The sequence below is a fragment of the Jiangella alba genome (assembly GCF_900106035.1).
Taxonomy (GTDB): Bacteria; Actinomycetota; Actinomycetes; order Jiangellales; family Jiangellaceae; genus Jiangella; species Jiangella alba.
Genome location: NZ_FNUC01000004.1, coordinates 3055908 through 3075729, shown reverse-complemented (window position 1 = coordinate 3075729; position 19822 = coordinate 3055908). Strand labels below are relative to the sequence as shown.

The window sequence follows — 19822 nt, the reverse complement described above, 5'->3', positions numbered from 1 at the left end:
GGGCCAGGCCCGCCCGCCACACGCGTCGCGCTAGCCGTCGAGGGACCACTCCTGGACGTTCCAGAACGGGTTCGTCTGGTCGCCCATCGGCTCGAAGCCCTGGATCCGGTCGCTGTGGGCCCAGATGGTGTCCGGGTTGTACAGGTAAATCATCGGCACCTCGGCGTTCTCGATCCGCGCGGCCTGCTGGAAGAGGTCGTAGCGGGCCGCCTCGTCGACCGTCGCGTTGGCCTCGAGCATGATCCGGTCGAACTCCTCGTTGCACCAGAACGACAGGTTGGCGCCGGTCGGGTACCAGGTGGAGCAGCTGTTGATCGGGTAGACGGCGAACGGCTCGGTCGCGTAGTTGCCGCCACCGTAGAGCGTCATGTCGTAGGACTGCGCGTTCATCATGTCGGTCAGCTCGCCGGGCTGGACCTGGTTCAGCTCGAGCTTGATGCCGACCTCGCCGAGCTGCGCCTCCAGGACGGTGGCGGCGGTGTCGCGGTCGCGCTGGCCGGGGACCCAGGTGAGCTGGATGACCTGGTTGGTGTCCCAGTTCATCTCCGCCAGCAGTTCGCGGGCCTTGTCCGGGTCGTAGTCGTAGGTCTCCAGGTCGTCCGGGAGCGCGTCCGTCATGAAGCTGGCGTTCACCGGCTGCGCCTTGCCGCCCAGGGCCTCGTCGATCAGCTGCTGCCGGTCGACGGCGTAGAGCATCGCCTGCCGCAGCCGGACGTCGGAGAGGTACGGCTTCTGCTGGTTCACCGACGTGCGGATGAAGCCGGCGCCCGGGCCCGAGGCCACCTCGATGCCGTCGAGGTCCTCGACCGTCGCGAGGTCGGCCGGCGAGATCTGCGCGAGGTCCATCTCGCCGGTGCCCAGCTGGGCGGTGGCGACGTCGGAGGTCACCGGGCGCAGGTAGATCTCGTCGATGTCGACCTCGCCCTCGCGGAAGTTCGGGTTCTTGACGAGGTGGACGTACTGGTCGGTCTTGTACTCCTGGAAGACGTACGGGCCGAGGCCGACCGTCGGGCTCTTCGTGAAGAAGTCCGTCGTGTCCATCTCGTCGACCGGCACGTCGGCCAGCGCGTGCTGCGGGATGATGAAGATGTTGCCGGTCAGGCCGACGATGCCGATGTTCGGCTTGGTCAGCGTGATCTGGAAGGTCTGGTCGTCGGGCGCGCTGAAGCCGCTGACGGTCTCGGCGGTGCCGGCCGCCACCTCGGCGGCGCCCTGGACGTCGGCGAACTTGCCCGCCGACGGGCTGCCGGTCGCCGGGTTGGCCACCATGTTGTACGTGAAGACGACATCCTCGGCGGTGAACGGCTCGCCGTCGCTCCAGGTCAAACCCTCCTGGAGGGTGTAGGTGACGGTGAGGCCGTCCTCGGAGATCTCCGGCAGGCCGGTCGCGAGCCGCGGGTACAGCTGGTAGTCCGGGTTCACGCCCAGCAGCGAGTCGTAGATGAGGTTCATGACGACCTGGTCGGGACCGTGCGCCGGCGCCATCGGGCTCCAGTTGGAGTTCGGCGCCTGGTACAGGTACGCGTTGAGGGCGGTGTCCTCGGCGGCGGCGCCGTCGGTGCCCTCGTCGCTGGTGTTGCCGGTGTCGTCGCTCTGCGTCGGATCCGAACAGGCCGCGACGGTGAGGATCAGGGACAGGCCGGCGGAGATCAGGGCTGCGCGTTGCGCTCGGGAACGTCTCACAGCTACCTCTCAGGATCTGTTCTGGCCGGGACCGGCCCGGCGGGGGTTGGGGTTCAGACGACGCGGTTCGTGAGGGTGCCGAGGCCGGCGATGCGCACCGTCATCTCGTCGCCCGCGGCGAGATAGGTGCCCGAGGCCTGGCCGACACCGGCCGGCGTGCCGGTCATGATGATGTCGGTGGACTCGAGCGTCATCAGCCGCGACGCGAACGCGACCAGCTCGGCGACGGTGAAGATCATGCCGGCCGTGCTCCCGTTCTGCCGGAGCGTGCCGTTGACCTCGAGCTGCACGCCGAGGTCCTGCGGGTCGGGCACCTCGTCGGCCGTGACGAGGTAGGGGCCGTACGGCGCGAAGCCGTCCGGCCACTTGCCGGCAAGCCAGTCGAAGTAGCCGACCGCCGGTGACGAGGTCTCGCGCGGGTACCCGTAGTCGACCGATCGGGCCGACACGTCGTTGCCCACGGCGTAGCCCGCCACGTGGTCCAGGGCCTTCTCGACCGGGATGTCCCGGCCGCCCCGGCCCACGACGACGACCAGCTCGGCCTCCCAGTCGACCTGGGTGCTGATCGCCGGCAGGACGATGTCCGCGCCCGGGTCGGCGACGGACGTGCCCGGCTTGAGGAACAGCCGCGGCGCCAGGGTGCTCTTGTCCAGCGGCTTACCGCCACCCTCGGCGACGTGGTCCTGATAGTTCGCGGCCACCGCGAGCACCTTCGTGGGGCGCGCGATCGGGGCGCGGACGGCGAGATCGGCCAGCCGGTGGGTGCCGGCGACGTCGCCTGGACGCCAGGCGGCGTCGGTGCCGGCGCCGGCCTCCACCAACGCGGCGAGGTCGCCGTCGCCGAGCTCGGCAACTGTGCCGGCGGCCTCGTCGGCGACGTACCCGTGCCGGGTCGCGCCGTCACGGGTGTAGCTGACCAGCTTCATCGGCTGCCTTCCTGGGAGAGGTCGACGGGCGTGCCGGACGCGGCCGCGGTGCGGGCCGCGTCGACGATCTCGGCGATGTGGACGGCGGCGGCGGCGGACGGGCTGCTCGGGCGGCCCGCGGCGATCGCCGCGCGCAACTCGTCGAGCAGCCGGTCCACCGTCCCGGGGCCGTGCCACACGTGGCTCGACGCCTCGGCCCGGCGTTGAACGACAGCCGGGCGCGAGGCGTCGATGTCGAGGACGCCGTGCGAGCCGCTGACGCGGTAGCGGTGCACGGCGAGTCCGGCCGGCCGGGTGTCGGCCAGCTCACGGGTCCGGCCGACGCTGATCGTGCTGGTCAGGCCGTTCTCGTGGGTGAGGAAGAGCAGCGCGAAGTCGTCCGCGTCGCCGCCGCTCCAGTGCGTCGCGAGGCGCGCGAACACCCGGCGGACCCGCAGCCCGGTGAGCGCGAGCACGACGTCGAGCGGGTAGACGGCGAAGTTGGCCAGCTCGCCGGCCGGCGACGGCGTGCCGCCGGCCACCAGGAAGTCGGCCTGCACGTTCCACGGCAGCCCGACCTTGCCACCGGCGACGGCGCCGCGCGCGGCCGCGATCATCGGGTGGAAGCGCTGGTGGTGCGCGGGCAGGCAGACCTTCCCGGTCTCGGCGGCCACGGCGGCGACCTTGGCCGCGTCGGCCGCGGTCAGCGCCAGCGGCTTGTCGACCAGCACGTGCTTGCCGGCCTGCAGCGCGGCGATGACGGCGTCGGCTCGGCGGTCCGGCTCGACGCAGACGCTGACGACGTCGACGGCGGGGTCGTCGACGGCGCCGGTGTCGGCCGCGGTCGCGACGATCTCGAAGCCGGGGTGCGCCTCGAACGCCGGCCGGTACATGGTGCTCTGGTGGTCCTGGTCCGGGCCGAGGCCGGCGGAGCCGAGCAGCAGCACGCCGAGGGTGGTGTCGCTCATGCGGTCACCCCTTCCATGACCTCGTCGAGCGTGACCGGCTCGCCGCGCTCGATGGACCACTCGGTGGCGACGCCCAGCGCGACCGCGCGGACGGCGTCGGCCGGGGTCATCGCCCGCTCCGCGGCCGGGTCGGCGATCGCGTCCAGCCAGGCGTCCAGCTGGACGGCGAACCCGTTGGCGGCCTGCGGGTGCAGCAGGCTGGTGCCGGACTCCGTCACGACGGTGGAGCCCCATCCGTCGGCCGGGAGTTGCAGCACACCGTCGGTGCCGGCGACCAGCACGTCGCGGCGGTCGAGGGTGGACGGGCGGTGGCCGCGGCTCATCTCGCACACGGCATCGGCGCCGCCGGCGTACTCCACGTGCATCTCCAGGTAGTCGTAGATGCGCAGCTCGGCGGAGGTCTGCGCGCGGCCGCGAGCGAAAACGGAGACCGGCTCGTCGCGCAGCCACCAGCTGACGAGGTCGAGCAGGTGGACGCCGTTGTGCAGCGCGTGCCCGCCGGACTTGGCCGGGTCGAGCACCCAGGCCCGCCAGTCCGGCCAGATCCAGCCGCCGAGCAGCGCCAGCCGGGCGAACACCGGCCGGCCGACGGCGCCACCGGCGATCGCGTCGTTCACCGCCCGGGCGTAGTCGTAGAACCGGTGCGTGTGCGCCGCCATCACGACCGTGCCCGCGGCGTCGAAGGCCTCGACGACCGCGCGGGCGGACGGGACGGTGATCGTCAGCGGCTTCTCCATCAGCAGGTGCTTGCCAGCGGCGGCGATCTGGAGTGCGATGGGTTCGTGCGTCATGTTCGGCGTGCACACGATGGCCGCGCCGACGTCCGGACGGGCCAGCGCCTCGGCGAGGTCGGTGCTCCACGGCACGCCGCCGGCGGCGGTCGCGGCGGCGCTCGCGCGGCCTGCGTCCACGTCGACGATGCCGGCGAGACGGGCGCGGGCGCTGCCACGCAGCGCGGCGCCGTGGTGGTCGGCGATGAAGCCGGCGCCGACGATGACCACGCCCAGCGGCGTTGTGTCGTCAGTCACGGAATGGCGTGCCATGCCGAGTCATCCTGGATCTCGACGCTGGCCCTGTCAAGGCCCGTCGCTGTGACGATCGCGTAACGCGATGAGAAATGGAACGTCTTGCCATGCTTGGCGATGCCCCCTACGCTTCCTGGCAACGACACCACCGAGAGGCGTCGCGCGACGGCCGTGAGCCGGCCGCGACGCGGGAACAGGAGTCCGATGTCCCCGGGGATCGGCACGGCAGCCTCCGACCACAGTCCACGCAACTCGTCCACCCGCGGCTGGGCCTTGCAGCAAGCCGCCGCGGAGGTGCTGCCCGGCGGCGTGAACTCCGCGACGCGTTACGTGGGGCACCCGTACGCGTTCGGCGGCGGCGACGGCGCGTACGTCGTCGACCTCGACGGCAACCGCTACCTCGACTACCACGCGGCGTTCGGGGCGATCCTGCTCGGGCACAACTCCCCCGTGGTCGACGACCCCGTGCGCGACGCCGTCGGCAAGCTCGACCTGTTCGGCCTCGGCGTCACCGAGCTGGAGGTCGAGCTGGCCACCCGGGTCACCGAGGTGATCCCGTCGGCGGAGATGATGATCGCGACGATGAGCGGGTCGGAGGCCACCGCGCAGGCGGTCCGGCTGGCCCGCGCGGCGACCGGCCGCCAGCTGCTGGTGAAGTTCCAGGGCGGCTTCCACGGCTGGCACGACGCCGTCGCCCGCAACGTCATCTCCCGCCCGGAGCTGGCCTACGGCCGCGACCCGCTGTCGGCCGGCATCCTCGACGCCGCGCTCGAGTCGACGCTGATCGCCGAGTTCAACGACCTCGACTCCGTGAGGGCGCTGTTCGAGCAGCACCCGGAGCGCATCGCCGCCGTCATCATGGAGCCGATCCCGCACAACGTCGGCGCGCTCGTCCCCACCCAGGAGTTCGTCTCCGGGCTGCGGGACCTGACGTCGGCCGAGGGCGCCGTGCTCATCTTCGACGAGGTCATCACCGGCTTCCGGCACGCCCTCGGCGGCTACCAGGAGATCTGCGGCGTCCAGCCCGACCTCACCACGTTCGGCAAGGGCATGGCCAACGGCTACCCGATCGGCGGGCTGGCCGGGCCGCGCTCGCTGATGGAGCGGTTCGACGGCCAGAAGGGCGACGTGCTGCTGGCCGGCACGTTCAACGGCTACGCCCTCGGCGCGACGGCCGCCATCGCCACCATCGAGCACCTGCGTGCCAACCCGGACTTCTACACCCGGACGCACGCGCTGGGCGCCCGGATCCGCGACGGCCTGACGTCGATCGTCGCGGAGCTGGACCTCGAGGCGACGGTGGCCGGCTACGGCGGCGTGTTCTCGCTCTACTTCGCGGCCGCGCCGATCAGGGGCTACCGCGACCTGATGCGCAACGACAACCAGGCGTACGCCGCGTTCCACCGCCGGATGACCGACAAGGGGTTCCTGATGATCCCGATGTCGCTCAAGCGCAACCACGTCTCCGGCTCGCACACCGACGCCGACGTCGACCGCACGCTGGAGGCCGCCCGCGACGTCCTCGCCGCCATGAAGGCCGACGGCACCGCGCACTAGCCGGACCGGGTGGCGCCCGCGTCGTCGCGCAGGACCCGCAGCGCCCGGGACACCCGCGGGTCGGTGCTCTCGATCTCGTGCAACGGCGCCACCCGGACCACGCCCGCCGGCAGCACCACCTCGACGTACCGCTCGACGTCGGCGGGCGGCACCAGTCGTACCCGAGCCCAGCACTGGGCGGACACCATCCAGAACGTGTCGTCGGGGCACTGCTCCCGCACCAGCTCGCGCAGCCGCGCTCCCGCGTCGGCGATCTCGCGGTCGGTTGCCTGCCGCCTCACCCCTGGTGCGGCGAAGGCCCAGGCGCCGCGCCTGACCGTGAGCCTCGGCCCGGGCATCTCGCCATTGCCCACCAGGGCTTCGCAGGCCGCCGGCAGATCGGCGACCGCGATGTCGAGGTGATCCACCGGGACCGGCGCTCCGAGCAACTGCGCCGCGGCCACGCCTTCGACCCGGTGGTCCGGGGCGATGAACTCGTGCAGCCAGTACCAGTTCCGGGCTGCCGGCCGGTCCTCCACCGGACTGGCCGCGACCCGCGCGATCGCCCTCCGCACATCGGCGTCGAGCGGCTCCAACTCGGCGTGCAGCTGCTTGCCGGCCGCCGCCAGGACCGCACGCAGCACCCCCAGCGTCGGGAGCCGGCGACCCTTCTCGTAGTGCGAGATGGCGAACCAGCTCACGCCCGCTCGCTGGGCCAGCTCCAGCTGCGTGAGCCTCGCCTCGTGCCTGGCCTGGCTGATCAGCGCACCCACATCCATGCCGCCATCGTGGCGCGCCGTCGATCTTGTGGCACGGCCCATCCGACCGAATGTGGACGACCCGCCTCCGCGCGCCTGCCTGTGGACGACCACCCGCCCGCCGCCGCCCGGCGCTGCGCGAGGGGGACGGGGACCACTGTTCCGGCGACGTGACCTGAGCGCCAACAGTTGGCGCCGACGTCACCACCCGGGGAGAGAGATGCAGGACCCCGACCAGCCGGGCGCGGGCCAACCGGTGCCCGACCGGCCGGGCGCGGACCGGCTGGGCGCAGGCTAATCGGGCGCGGGCCAGCCGCGTCCGTGCGCCGGCCTGTGGACGACAACCCGCCTGCCGCCGCCCGGCGCTGCGCCAGGGGGACGGGGACCACCGTTCCGGCGAGGTGACCTGAGCGCCAACAGTTGGCGCCCATGTCACCACGCCCGCAGAGAGATGCCGGACCCCGACCGGCCGGGCGCGGGCCAACCGGTGCCCGACCGGCCGGGCGCGGATCGGCTGGGCGCAGGCTAATCGGGCGCGGGCCAGCCGCGTCCGTGCGCCGGCCCGTGGACGACAACCCGTCCGCCGCCCGGCGCTGCGCCGGGGGGACGGGGACCACTGTTCCGGCGAGGTGACCTGAGCGCCAACAGTTGGCGCCCATGTCACCACGCCCGCAGAGAGATGCCGGACCCCGACCAGGCGGGCGCGGGCCAGCCGCGTCCGTGCGCCGGCCCGTGGACGACAACCCGCCCGCCGCCCGGCGCTGCGCGAGGAGGACGGGGACCACCGTTCCGGCGAGGTGACCTGAGCGCCAACAGTTGGCGCCCATGTCACCGCCCCGGGAGAGAGATGCCGGACCCCGACCGGCCGGGCGCGGGCCAACCGCGCGCGGGCCAGCCGCGCGCGGGCCAGCCGGACCCTGACCAACCGGGCGCGGGCCAACCGGTGCCGGACCGGCCGACCGTGCCACCGCTCGATGCGGGCCATTGCCGGGCTCAGCGGCGCCGGGCGAGGGCTCCCCGGGCGAACATCGCCAGCACCGGCCCGACCCTGGCGTCGGCGGTGAGCTCGGCGGCGACGTCGCGGAGGGTGGCGACGATGTGGGGTTCGCGCTCGGGCGTCAGCTCGGCGGCGGGCCCGGAGACGCCGAGGGCGCCGAGGAGCTCGCCGTCGACACGGACGGCGACGGCGACGCAGCGCAGGCCGCGGGCGCACTCCTCGTCGTCGACGGCGTAGCCGCGGTCGCGGATGCGCCGCAGCTCGGCCTCCAGCGCCCGCTCGGTGACGATGGTGCGCTCGGTGAGCTGCTGAAACGGTTGTGCCGGCAGGTGCTCTCGCGCTTCGTCGAGGGTGAGGCCGGCCAGCATCGCCTTGCCGACGCCGGACGCGTGGGCGGGTGAGCGGCCACCCTCTTTGCCGGTGAAGTGCAGCGGCCGCTCCGGGAACTCGACGCACAGGTCGGCGGCGTGCACGCCGTCGAGCGCCGCGTACTTCGCCGTCCAGCCGACCTCGTGGGCCAGCGCGCGCACGTGCGGCCGGAGCAGGTCGACCGGCGTGCCGCTGTCGAGGTATGCGGTGACGATGGGCAGCACGCCGTGGCCGAGCACGAAGGCCGGCCGGTCGTCGACCCGCAGCACGAAGTCCTGCTCCTCGAGCACCGCCAGCAACCGGACCAGCGTGCTCTTCGGCTGCTCCGTCGCCTCGTGCAGATCGGTGAGCGTGACGGGCGCACCGGCCGACGCCACGTGCACCAGGACGCGCAGCCCCCGCGTCAGCGCGTGCGAGTGGTAGTGGGCGCGGTCGGCGCCGGCCGCACCGTCTATGGGCGTCTCCATGCCCACCTCCTTGTGGAAGCTCTTTTCACGTATCGGCATGCTGAGCGGCGTCGGCAACGCCCTCGGGCCTTGCGCGCAGACTAGCACCGCCACCGATCACCCCTGGACAAGGGCGATACGGCCGACGTGCTCCGGGTGCGCGCGGCGAGCGAGCGACGACCGTTGACATGGCACCAGATTCCATATAGTCATGGGTCACGCAGTCCCCAGCCCGCACGACGTGAGGTGGAGACCGATGAGACTTCGGCACCGACGACCCGGCATCGTGCTGTTCGCGGCCACCGCGCTGCTCCTGGGCGCGGTGCCCGGCGGCTCCGCCCAGCCCGGCGCGCAGCCGGCCGCCGCCCCGCCGGCCGCCGCCCCGCCGGCCGCCGAGACGCAGCACCCGATCGCCAACCCGTCGTTCGAGGACTCCGCGCCCGGCGCGGCACCGGCCGGCTGGACCGTCCGGACCACCGGGACCGGCGGCTCCGCCCTCGTCACCGACGCCGACGCCGCCGCGGGTGCGCAGAGCCTGCGTGTCGTCCAGCCGGCCGGCAGCACGGTGACGGCGACGAGCAGTGCGACGCCGGTGGTGCAGGAGCAGCGGCTGTCGGTCCGCGGCCGGCTCCTGCTGGAGGCGGGCGCGTCGGCGTCGCTGCAGATCTACTACCGCAAGGCCGACGGCACCCGCATGGCCGACCGGCAGGTCACGACGACCGGGACGGGCTGGCAGGAGCTCGATCTCGCGCTGGCGGCGCCGCCGGTCGCGACCGACGTCGTGGTCATCGTCCGGGCCGCCTCGGCGACCGGCGGGACCACGCTGGTCGACGACATCAGGCTGGTCGAGGAGGCGCCGGAGAGCTACGACCCGGCGCTCGGGCAGCAGCAGGAGCTGCTGATCGACGACTACCGCATCGAGGCGGTCAGCGACCTGGAGCGTGTGGTCCACCCGGGCACGAAGACCGGCCCCGTCCTGACGCCCACGAAGCCGTGGGAGTCGAACATGGTGCAGATCTACGGCTCGGCGTTCTGGGACCCGTCCTACGGCAAGTACCGGATGTACTACGCCGGTATCGCCAGCGGCTGGCGCATGCTCTACGCCGAGAGCGACGACGGCCTCACGTGGGAGAAGCCGGAGCTCGGCGTGGTCGAGTACCAGGGGTCGACGGCGAACAACATCGTGCTCGCGCCGGGCGGGAGCGGTGGCGTGGTCTACGACCCGCACGACCCCGACCCGAACCGCCGCTACAAGATGCTGACGCTGCCCAACCCGCCGCGCACGTACCAGGCCTTCTTCTCCCCCGACGGCTTCACCTGGACGCCGTCGCCGGTCAACCCCGCGCTGCCCGCGGCCGACGTGATCACCGTCGACTACGACGAGGAGAACGGCCGGTTCGTCGCGATGTCGAAGCAGCCCTACGGCGTCCGCGCGTTCTTCGTCTCCACCAGCACCGACTTCGTGCACTGGTCGACGCCGGAGTACGCGCTCGCCGCCGACGACCTCGACCAGCAGCTCGCGCACGCCAACGGGGCCCTGGAGGCGCAGACGTACGGCCTGCCGGCGATGGCCTACGGCAACGACTACGTCGGGTTCCCCTGGATGCTGGAGATCACCGAGCTGGCGCCCGACGGCACCACCGGAGGCGGCGTCGACGGGCCGTCGTACGTGCAGATCGCGGCGTCGCGCGACCTGCGGCACTGGCACCGGCCGGACCGGTCGCAGGTCGTCGAGCTCGGGCCGGACGGCACCTGGGACGACGGGATGATCTTCACCAGCAGCAACCTCATCGTCACCGACACCGAGGTGTCGATGTACTACGGCGGCTGGGACGACACCCACGGCGTGCCCGGCGGGCAGCGCAGCGCCGCCATCGGCAAGGTGACGTGGCGCAAGGACGGCTGGGTCTCCCTGCGCGCCGGCACCGAGACCGGCACGCTGACGACGAAGGTGCTCGAGGTCTCCGGCGACTCGCTGGTGGTGAACGCCGACCTCGGCGGCGACGGGTCGCTGCGGGCGGAACTGCTCGACGCCGACGGCGAGCCGCTGCCCGGCTTCGGCCTGGCCGCGTCGAACCCCGTCACCGGCGACCAGCTGGCCGCCGAGCTGACGTGGGCGGGCGCCGACTTCGCCGCGGTCGCCGGCCAGCCGCTGCGGATCCGGTTCCACCTCACCGGCGGCGACCTGTACTCGTTCACCGTCGCCGACGGGGCGACCATCGCCTTCGGCGGCAGCGACTCCGGCGTCGAGAACCGGGCCGGGGCCGGCGACCGCACGCTGGTCGAGGACGTGTGGGCGCACGCCCCGTTCCGCGACCACGGCCAGTTCGTCCGTACCGTCCGCGACGTCGCCGAGCACTGGCGTGGCGAGGGCCTGCTGACCCGCGGCGAGGCGCGGGCGGTGCAGCTCGCCGCGGCTCGCTCGGACATCGGCCGCACCCACTTCTGAGGAGACCCGTTGATCGTCGACGTGCACACCCACTGCAACACCTCGGCCCACCACGGCCGGTACGAGAAGGACCGGGCCCGCATCTACGGCGGCCGGCCGGAGAACCCGCCGGAGAAGTACGACGAGGCGATGAAGGACGTCGACGTCAGCATCGTCGTCGGCCTGCGCGCCACCCGGCTCGGCGTGGCGACGCCGAACGCGTACATCGCCGACTTCGTCCGGCGGACGACCGTCCCGACGATCGGCTACATGGCGCTGGACCTGTCCGACGACGACGTCATGGACCAGCTGGAGGACGGCCTCGCGCGCGGGCTCAAAGGGGTGAAGCTCTACCCGATCCTGGCCGGCTTCGACGTGCGCGAGCCGAAGCACGACCCCTTCTTCCGGGAGGTGGCCCGGCTCGGTGTGCCGTTGCTCATCCACACCGGCACCAGCGCGTCGCCCGACGCGATCCTGGAGCTGAGCCACCCGCTGGTCTACGACGGGCTGGCCCGCCGGCACCCGGACGTGCGGATGGTGCTGGCGCACATGTCGCACCCGTGGCAGCGCGAGTGCGTCATCGTGCTGCGCAAGCACGCCAACGTGTACGCGGACGTGTCGGCGATGTGGCTGCGCACGATGGAGGGCTACCAGGCGATCGTCCGGGCCCAGGAGTGGGGCGTCGTGGACAAGCTGGTGTTCGGCTCGGACTACCCCATCTGGACGCCGCGGCAGGGCATCGACGGGCTGCGGGCGATGGCGGCGCGGGACTGGTCGCCGTTCCCGCAGATCGAGCCGGAGACGATCGAGAACATCCTCAACCGGGACAGCCTGAAGCTGCTGGGGCTGGAGCTGCCCTGACGTCAGGACGGCTCCAGCCAGCGCGGGTGGTGGGCGCGCAGGGCGCCTCGGAACGCCTCGTAGGCGTCGTCCGAGGCGCCCTGGTACGGCGGCAGCAGCGCCAGCGGGAACCGCGGGTCGTGCATCCGGGCGAACACCTTGTCGAAGGCGCCGTCCATGTGCGGTCCCGGACCGACCGCCCGGCGCAGCGCGGCGCTCAGGTCGAGCAGCTCGGCGCAGGTGGCCATCAGCGCGTCGGTGTCGCGGGCGACGCCGGCCTCGAAGTACTCGCGGGCCAGCCGGGGATGCACCGACGCGATCGACACGAGGAAGCCGGCCGGGCCGACCAGGCTCGCGTAGCTGTACATGGCCTCGGTGAAGAAGTGCCGCAGTTGCGGCGCCCGGGCGAACAGGCGGTGCACGGTCGCGTAGTCGGCCCGGGTGTGCTTGACGGCCACCAGGTTCGGGTGCTCGGCGGCCAGCGTCGCGTAGTCGTCGGGGGTGAGCATCCGGCCGGACCGGCCCAGGTTGTAGTGCAGGAAGGCCGCCTCCGGGAAGCGTCCGCAGGTCTCGGCGAAGAACGTGGCCAGCTCGGCGTCGTTCAACGCTCCCCAGGACGGCAGGGACAGCTGGAACGACCGGATCCCGCGGGCGGCGCACCGCTCGATCCGGCCGATCACCGCCGGCAGCGACAGGCTGATCAGCCCGACCATCGGGTCGACGCCGTGCCGCCGTGCCTCGTCGGCGAACACGTCCACGACGTGGTCGAACCGAGGCTCGTCGACCGCGTAGCCCTCGCCGGCCGTGCCGAAGACGTACAGGTCGCGCAGCCCGTGCGCCGCCAGGCCGGCGATGCTGTCGCGGAACAGCGGCTCCACCAGGGCGCCGGTGTCGTCCCACGGCACGCAGCAGGCGGCCAGGACGGTGCGCGGGCTGCGCGCGTGGTCGGTCATCAGCCGTTCACGATCCCATCGATCCAGGTGGCGGACAGTTCGGCGGCGCCGGCGGGCGTCGTGTGCCCGCGCGGCTCGGAGAGCACGTGCAGCGCCACCTCGCTCGGCACGCTGCGCGGGAGGGTGACGTCGTCGTGGTACGAGACGCCCGCCGCCGCGACGGCGCCGTAGATCAGCACGTCGACGGTGGCCGTGCCGGCCGGCGCGACCGCGCTGACGGAGGTCTCCTCCCAGGTGCTGCTGGCCGCCGGCGCCACGAACTGGTTGGCGATGCGCGAGCCGGCCGCGTTGAAGAACTCCAGGAACATCGTGGCGGGCGTGCCGGACTCGGTGTACACCCAGCTGGTCGCGGTGTACGTCGAGCCGGGCTCGGCCGGCATCCGCGGCGTGCGCACGCCGACCGAGGTGCCGCTCGCGTTCTCGACCCGCAGGCTGCGGGTCCCGGTGTGCGCCTGCGCGGTGCTGGGGCCGGCGGTCTGCGTCTTCGGCAGCGGATCGAGGGTCCACGGCTGCGGCCAGCCGCCGACGAGGTCCTCGAAGGACGGGTTCACGACGTCGGCCACGGGGAGGCCGGTCACCGCGGCCGCGCTCAGCGCCCGGGCGACGTCGATCGCGGCGTCGGTGCCGACCCGCACGTCCCGGTCGCCGATGACGATGAAGACCGGCCGTCCCGTGAGCGGCGCGACGTGCGCGCCCAGACTCAGCTCGTCGACGAACGGCACCGACGCGGCGATCTCGAACTCGCGCAGCTGCCGCAGGTCCGTCACCGGGGCGTACCCCACGCCGCAGGCGACCCGCGGGTCGAAGGCGGCGTAGCGCAACGCCAGGAAGCCGCCGCGTGAGGTCCCGGCGACGGCGATGCGGCCGGGGTCGACGAGGTCCTCGTCGACGAGGTGGTCGAGCACCTCGGACAGCCGGGCGTTGAAGTCGGCGACGAAGTCGTACTCGTCCGCCGCGAGCTCGGCCCAGCCGGGCAGCCCCTCCGACCGGCCCGGGTACAGGTGGGTGCCGTGACAGGGCGGGTCGATGGACACGCAGAGGTAGCCGGCCGGCGGCTCGACGAGGATCGCGCCGGCCTGCAGGTGGCTGGTGGTGAGCGCCTGCTCGATGGTCAGCGACAGGATGACCAGCGTGGGCGCCGGCGACGACGGGATGGTGCCCCACAGGCCGTACGGCACGCCGCCCGGCGTGGTGCCGTGGACGATCGAGTACGACGACGGCGCCGCCTGGGCGCGTCCGGTCAGGGTGCCGGCCGCACCGGCCGCCACGAACGACGCCGCGGTGCCCTTCAGCACCGTGCGGCGGGAGAGACTGGTCATGCCCGGTCCTCCTTCACTCGCTAGACGATGTAGATGGCGCTGAGCTTGATGGTGGTGTTGGCGGTGCCGGCGAAGACGCCGCGAATCCTGATCCGCTCCGGCAGCGCCGCCGTCCCGGTCCAGGTCACCGGGGTGCGGAACCCGTCGGTCGAGATCACCGCCGTGGCAGCGCCCGAATACCCGGCCAGCGGAGTCAGCCGGTCGTCGAGCAGTTCCAGCCGGAGCGTCGCGTCCGCCCCCAGCCCCTCGGCGTTGACGAAGAAGTCCGTGCGGGTGCCGATGTCGATCGGCGCGGTCAGGAACTCGCTGGTGATCTCCGCCATCTGGTAGTCGCCGGAGCCCTTGGCGCGCAGGTCGACCACGAGGTCGCCGAACCGGTCCTTCGGCAGCACGGCGATGCCGACGCCGCCCCGCCCGGCCCGCGGCTCGGGATCGTCGCTGGTGCGCGGATCCCAGGCGCCGTAGTACACGAACGTCTCGTCGCCGATGTGCTCGAACCCCTGGCCCTGCAACAGGCCGCCGGCGTCCCAGTCGACCGGCGCCACGGCGATGTCGTCGTGGTACGACACCCCGGCCGCCGCCGTCGTGCCCCAGACCATGACGTCGAGGGTCTGCGTCCCGGGCGGCGCCGTCGCCGTGACCGAGACCTGCTGCCAGGTCCCGCCGGCGGCCGGCTGGACGAACCGCGAGCCGATGCGGGTGCCGGCGGCGTTGAAGAACTCCAGGTACAGCTGCGACGGCGTGCCGCTCTCGGTCAGCACCCACATCGACGCCCTGTACGGCACGCCGGGCTGGGCCGGCAGCCGCGCCGAGCGCACGCCGATGGGCGTCCCGGCGACGTTCTGCACCCGCAGGCTCCGCGCGCCGGTGTGCGCCTGTGCCGTGCTGCTCGACGCGGTCTGGCCACGCGGCGGCGCGTCCAGCGTCCAGTCCACCGGCCAGCCACCGGAGAGATCCTCGAACGACGCGTTGCCGACCGTGACCGGCGGTGCCAGCCCGCCGCGCTCGAGGAACGTGAACTCGTGTGCCGGCTCGCGGAAGTTCACGCCGTCGTTGCTGATGACGAAGCCGAGGTCGATGCTGACGTCGTCCCAGTCGGCGGCGCCGTGCCAGCGTCCGACGGTGCCGATGAGCACGTTGCCCCGGTTCCAGACGCTGACGCCCTCGTGCTGCTGCTCGCCCTCGAGGCTGCGCCCGGCGCCGAGCAGCGTGTGCTGCTCGGTGCGGGCGAAGCTCATGACGTTCGTCTGCGACCAGGTGACGAAGTCGCCGGAGATCCAGCCGCGGCCCACGCGCCCGTGGTACGGCCGCACCGACGGGTTCCCGTTCTGCCCGGACAGGTGGTAGTTGCCCTCCCACGTGTACAGGCCGCCGACCGGCTCGGCGTGCAGCGCCGGCAGCACCAGGTCGCCCGGCTCGAGGGTGAAGTCGACCGGGGCGATGCCGGTGAGCGACGTCCAGTCGAGGCCGTCCGGGCTGGCGAACAGCGCCAGCGTGCCGTGGTTGTTGCCCCGGTTGTCCCAGTAGACGTGCGCCGCCATCTTGTAGCGCAGGTCCGGGTCGGGGTCGTCGGGCTCGTAGAGGACCTTGACGTTCTGCACCCCGACGCCGGGCGTCATGCGCACCAGGTTGTTGGCGGTGTTGCCGCGGTAGGTCACCAGCCCGAGGTCCGGCTTCGTCCACGTGACGCCGTCGGTGCTCTCGGCGTACGCGACCTTCCACCACTCCGGCCGGCCGCCGAACTCGTCGCGCTCGTCGCCCACCGCCGTGTACCACATGCGGTAGGTGCTGCCGATCTTGATCATCGAGCCGTAGAACTGCGCGGCCCAGGAGTCCGGCTCGCCCGGCCCGCCGCGCGGGACGACCGGGTTGGCCGGGTGCTTCATCGGGGTGCGCAGCTCGGTTTTGAGGTTCTGCACGAACGGGATGGACACCTGGTCGAAGGCGAAGATCGTGATCTCGCCGCCGGGCACGGACGCGGCCGCCGCCTCGGCGGCCCCGGCGGACCGGACGCCGGCCAGCGCGAGGCCGCCGGCCGCAGCGCCGGCGAGACCGGCCCGCCGGGTGAATCGCACGGACTCCATGCCGGCCCCCTCAGTCGACGTAGATCGCGCTGAGCTTGATGGAGGTGTTCTGCTCGCCGTCGAAGAAGCCGCGGAGGCGCACCTTCTCCGGGAGCCGGCCGCGTCCCCACGAGAGCGGCGTGCGGAATCCGTCGGTCGTCACGATCGCCGCGTCGGCGCCGGAGTAGCCGGGGATCGGGGTGAAGTCGTGCTCCAGCAGCTCGAACCGCAGCGTCGCCTCGGCGCCGAGCCCTTCGGCGTTGACGTGGAACCGCGGCCGCCGGTGCCGCGCGCCCAGCACGATCGTCGCGGTGATGAACTCGCTGGTCACCTCGGGGATCTGGTAGTCGCCGGAGCCCTCACCGCGCAGGTCGACGGTGAGGTCGCCGAACCGGTCGCGGGGCAGGACGGCGATGCCGACGCCGCCGCGCGGCGGCAGCGGGACGCCGGGGATGTTCACCCGCGGGTCCCAGGCGCCGTAGTAGACGAACGTCTCGTCGCCGACGTTCTCGAAGCCCTGGCCCTGGATGACGCCGCCGCGGTCCCACTCGGGATCGCCCTCGCCGGAGCCGGGCCAGCTGACGGCTACGTCGTCGTGGAAGGAGACCCCGACCGCCGCCGTGGCGCCGTAGATCATGACGTCGAGCGTGGCGGTGCCGGCCGGCGCGGTGGCGGCCAGCGTCACCTCGGCCCAGTCGGCGGACGCCTCGGGCTGGACGAAGTGGTTCGCCAGCCGCCGGCCGCTGTCGTCGTAGAAGTCCACGTACAGCTGGGCGGGGGTACCCGACTCGGTGAGCGCCCACATCGACGCGGTGTACTCGACGCCCTCGGCGGCCGGCAGCTTGGGCGTGCGCACGCCGATGGACGTCCCGGCCACGTTCTCGACCCGCAGGCTGGTGCTGCCGGTGCGGGCCCGGTCGGTGCTCGCGGCCGCGGTCTGGCCGCGGTTGGCGTCGAGCGTCCACGGAGCCGGCCAGCCGTCGCCGTCGAGCGTCTCGAACGAGGCGTTCCCGACGAGCTCCGCCGGTGCGCCGTCGCCCCCGCGCGGGATGAACGTCCACTCGTGCGCCGGCTCGCGGAAGGCCATGCCGTCGTTGCTGACCAGGAAGCCGAGGTCGATGGTGACGTTCTGCCAGCTCATGTCGCCGTGCCAGCGGCCGACCACGCCGAGCAGGACGTTGCCGCGGTTCCACACGCTGACGCCCTCGTGCTGCTGCTCGCCGTCGAGGCTGCGGCCGGGTCCGAGGATGGTGTGCTGCTGGTGCCGGATCCAGGTCAGCGTGCTGGTCTGCTGCCAGTTCGCGAAGTCGCCGGACTCCCAGGTGCGCCCGACCCGCCCGTGGATCGGCCGGACCGCGCCGATGCCGTTCTGGCCGCTGGCGTAGTACGTGCCCTTCCAGTTGTAGAGCCCGCCGACCGGCTCGGCGTGGAAGGCCGGCAGCAGCAGTTCGTCCGGGACCATCTCGGCCTCGACCGGCTCGATGTCGGTGAGCGAGGTCCACGTCAGGCCGTCCGGGCTGGCGTAGACCGCGAGCGTCCCGTGCCGGTTGCCCTTGTTCTGCCAGTAGACGTGGCAGCCCATCTTGTAGCGGCGGCTGGGGTGGTCGTCGGGCTCGTACAGCACCTTGAGGTTGAGCACGCCGATGGGCGGGTCCATCCGGACCAGGTTGTTGTGCGTGCTGCCGCGGAACTCGACCAGGCCGAGGTCGGGCTTGGTCCAGGTGACGCCGTCGGTGCTCTCGGCGTACGCCACCCGCCACAGCGCGGACGTGCTGCCGGTGTGCTCGGCGCGCTCCTCGGCGCTGACGGCGCAGTACCACATGCGGTACACGTCGCCGACCTTGATCACCGAGCCGTAGAACTGCACCGCCCACGAGTCCGGCGCACCGGCCTCGCCGCGCGGGACGACCGGGTTGGCCGGGTGCTTGACGGGGTCGCGCATCTCCAGCTTGAGGTTCTGCACCGACGGGATGGACACCTGGTCGAACGCGAAGAGCGTCAGCTCGTCCAGGTCGTCGGTCCAGTGCACCTCGGTCGCCGACGCGGCCGTACCGGCGAGGGTCCCCGCGCCGGCCAGGGTGAGGCCGCCCGCCACCGCCCCGGCCAGCCCTGCGCGCCGGGAGAACCTGATCTCGTCCATCGACTGCTCCTGTTCGTCGAACCGGACAACGCGAAAGATTGGCCCTGAGAATTCATGGAAGCTGGTTCCATGTCAAGGGTCACTTCGCCGCTCGCCAGCGCCGTCGGCGGTCAGCGGGCGGCCGATTGCGGTCTTGACATGGCACTCGATTCCATATCTGATGGCGGCATGCGCATCACCGAGGTCACCCCGGTCCTGCTCACCGGGCCGTCGAGCAACGATCCGTGGATCACCTTCGCCAAGCAGACCCGCACGGCCGGGTTCGTCGAGCTGCGCACCGACGCCGGGCTGACGGGCGTGGGCGAGACCTACGCGGGCTACTTCGCGCCGGAGCTGATCGGCCCGGTGGTCGACTACGTCCGCCCGATCCTGCTCGGCGCCGACACCCTCGACCCGCGGGTGCTCACGGCCCGCATGCGGCAGAGCCTGGCCTACTTCGCCCGGGTCGGCGTCGGCGCGGCGGTCATCTCCGGCGTCGAGGCGGCGCTGTGGGACCTCGCTGGGAAGGCCGAGGGCGTCCCGGTGCACCAGCTGCTCGGCGGCGCCCGCTACGACCGGCTGCCCGCCTACGCCACCGGCGGACCGTCGCCGTGGCCGCCGGAGCAGCTCAAACGCAAGGTCGACCGGTACCTCGAGCTCGGCTTCACCGCGGTGAAGGTCGCCTCCGGCTACCTCGACATGGCCGAGCGGCGCCCCGTCCCGGCGCCCGGCGGCCCCGAGGGTGCGGCCGGCGTCGAGGTGGAGAAGCTGGAGCTGCTGCGCGCCCACGCCGGCAAGGACGTCGCCATCATGCTCGACGGCCACATGGGCCACCGCGACGGCACGGCCCGCTGGGACCTCGCCACCGCGACGGCCGTGCTCACCGCGCTCGAGCCCTACGACCTCACCTTCTTCGAAGAGCCGCTCGCCTACCGCGACCCGGACGAGTACGCCGAGCTGACCCGGGTGTCGCCCGTCCCGGTGGCCGGCGGCGAGCAGCTGAGCAGCTACGACGAGTTCCGGCTCTGGATGCTCCGCGACGCGTTCGGGGTGGCGCAGCCGGACGCGTCCTGGCTCGGGCTGTCCGAGTTCGTCGACGTCGGCCGGCTCGCCGCCGAGCGCGGGGCGCGCGTCGCCTCACACGCCTGGAGCGCCGGCGTGGGCGTCATGCAGAACGTGCACGCGGCGTTCGCGTCGCCGTCGACGCTGATCGTGGAGATCCCGCCGGACGCCGGCGAGCTGCACACGCTGCTCTGGGGCGACAGCCTGGTCATCGAGGACGGCCACGTGCTGCGGCCGCAGGCGCCGGGGCTGGGCGTCACGCTGTCCGACGAGGTCAAGGAACGGTTCCCGTTCCGGCCCGGCATGGAGGAGTTCTCCAGCGTGCCCGGCAAGCAGCTGCGGAGCTGAGCC

The 19822-nt window shown here is 72.7% G+C and carries 14 protein-coding genes; 4 read left to right on the top strand and 10 right to left on the bottom strand.

The features are described 5' to 3' along the window. Positions 1-30: 30 nt before the first annotated feature. Genes BLV02_RS32180 through BLV02_RS32165 form a run of 4 tightly spaced genes read right to left on the bottom strand, consistent with a single transcriptional unit; the run spans position 31 to position 4584 of the window. Entirely contained in the window at positions 31-1683 is a 1653-nt protein-coding gene (locus BLV02_RS32180) for an ABC transporter substrate-binding protein (protein WP_069112013.1), read from the bottom strand. 53 nt (positions 1684-1736) lie between these two features. Next, complete coding sequence (locus BLV02_RS32175; RefSeq protein ID WP_069112014.1) at positions 1737-2609, bottom strand: fumarylacetoacetate hydrolase family protein; 873 nt, start codon at positions 2607-2609, stop codon at positions 1737-1739. Next, on the bottom strand, positions 2606-3556 hold the full coding sequence (locus BLV02_RS32170; RefSeq protein ID WP_069112015.1) for a Gfo/Idh/MocA family protein: 951 nt from the start codon (positions 3554-3556) through the stop codon (positions 2606-2608). Before BLV02_RS32170 ends, BLV02_RS32175 begins: the two co-directional genes overlap by 4 nt. Continuing rightward, positions 3553-4584, bottom strand: a complete 1032-nt coding sequence (locus BLV02_RS32165) for a Gfo/Idh/MocA family protein (protein WP_171906757.1) — start codon at positions 4582-4584, stop codon at positions 3553-3555. Before BLV02_RS32165 ends, BLV02_RS32170 begins: the two co-directional genes overlap by 4 nt. A 201-nt stretch (positions 4585-4785) precedes the next feature. Between BLV02_RS32165 and BLV02_RS32155 the strand changes: the two genes are divergently transcribed. Then, a complete protein-coding gene (locus BLV02_RS32155; RefSeq protein ID WP_083288743.1) occupies positions 4786-6138 on the top strand; it encodes an aspartate aminotransferase family protein in 1353 nt (450 codons plus the stop codon). Here BLV02_RS32155 and BLV02_RS32150 read toward each other — a convergent pair. Continuing rightward, a complete protein-coding gene (locus BLV02_RS32150; protein WP_069112018.1) occupies positions 6135-6896 on the bottom strand; it encodes a helix-turn-helix domain-containing protein in 762 nt (253 codons plus the stop codon). The genes BLV02_RS32155 and BLV02_RS32150 overlap by 4 nt on opposite strands. Positions 6897-7868: 972 nt before the next feature. Next, a complete protein-coding gene (locus BLV02_RS32145) occupies positions 7869-8708 on the bottom strand; it encodes an IclR family transcriptional regulator (protein WP_069112019.1) in 840 nt (279 codons plus the stop codon). 235 nt (positions 8709-8943) lie between these two features. Between BLV02_RS32145 and BLV02_RS36900 the strand changes: the two genes are divergently transcribed. Beyond that, complete coding sequence (locus BLV02_RS36900; protein ID WP_171906758.1) at positions 8944-11136, top strand: hypothetical protein; 2193 nt, start codon at positions 8944-8946, stop codon at positions 11134-11136. A gap of 9 nt (positions 11137-11145) precedes the next feature. Then, the gene (locus BLV02_RS32135; protein ID WP_083288746.1) at positions 11146-11976 is read left to right on the top strand and encodes an amidohydrolase family protein; all 831 of its coding nucleotides are present in this window, start codon (positions 11146-11148) and stop codon (positions 11974-11976) included. 2 nt (positions 11977-11978) lie between these two features. On the opposite strand, the gene BLV02_RS32130 is transcribed toward BLV02_RS32135, so the two are convergent. Genes BLV02_RS32130 through BLV02_RS32115 form a run of 4 tightly spaced genes read right to left on the bottom strand, consistent with a single transcriptional unit; the run spans position 11979 to position 18430 of the window. Next, positions 11979-12908 (bottom strand): dihydrodipicolinate synthase family protein, encoded by a 930-nt coding sequence (locus tag BLV02_RS32130; RefSeq protein ID WP_069112021.1) that lies wholly within the window; start codon positions 12906-12908, stop codon positions 11979-11981. After that, the gene (locus BLV02_RS32125) at positions 12908-14227 is read right to left on the bottom strand and encodes a prolyl oligopeptidase family serine peptidase (RefSeq protein ID WP_069112022.1); all 1320 of its coding nucleotides are present in this window, start codon (positions 14225-14227) and stop codon (positions 12908-12910) included. Before BLV02_RS32125 ends, BLV02_RS32130 begins: the two co-directional genes overlap by 1 nt. Positions 14228-14247: 20 nt before the next feature. Next, positions 14248-16311, bottom strand: coding sequence for a hypothetical protein (locus BLV02_RS32120; protein ID WP_069112023.1), 2064 nt, complete (start codon positions 16309-16311; stop codon positions 14248-14250). A 10-nt stretch (positions 16312-16321) separates the two neighbouring features. Continuing rightward, positions 16322-18430 carry a hypothetical protein gene (locus BLV02_RS32115; protein ID WP_069112024.1) on the bottom strand — a complete coding sequence of 703 codons (2109 nt, stop codon included), beginning with the start codon at positions 18428-18430 and terminating at the stop codon, positions 16322-16324. Positions 18431-18598: 168 nt separating this feature from the next. Here BLV02_RS32115 and BLV02_RS32110 point away from each other — a divergent pair, with 168 nt between their 5' ends. Then, positions 18599-19819 (top strand): mandelate racemase/muconate lactonizing enzyme family protein, encoded by a 1221-nt coding sequence (locus BLV02_RS32110; protein ID WP_069112025.1) that lies wholly within the window; start codon positions 18599-18601, stop codon positions 19817-19819. Positions 19820-19822: the final 3 nt, after the last annotated feature.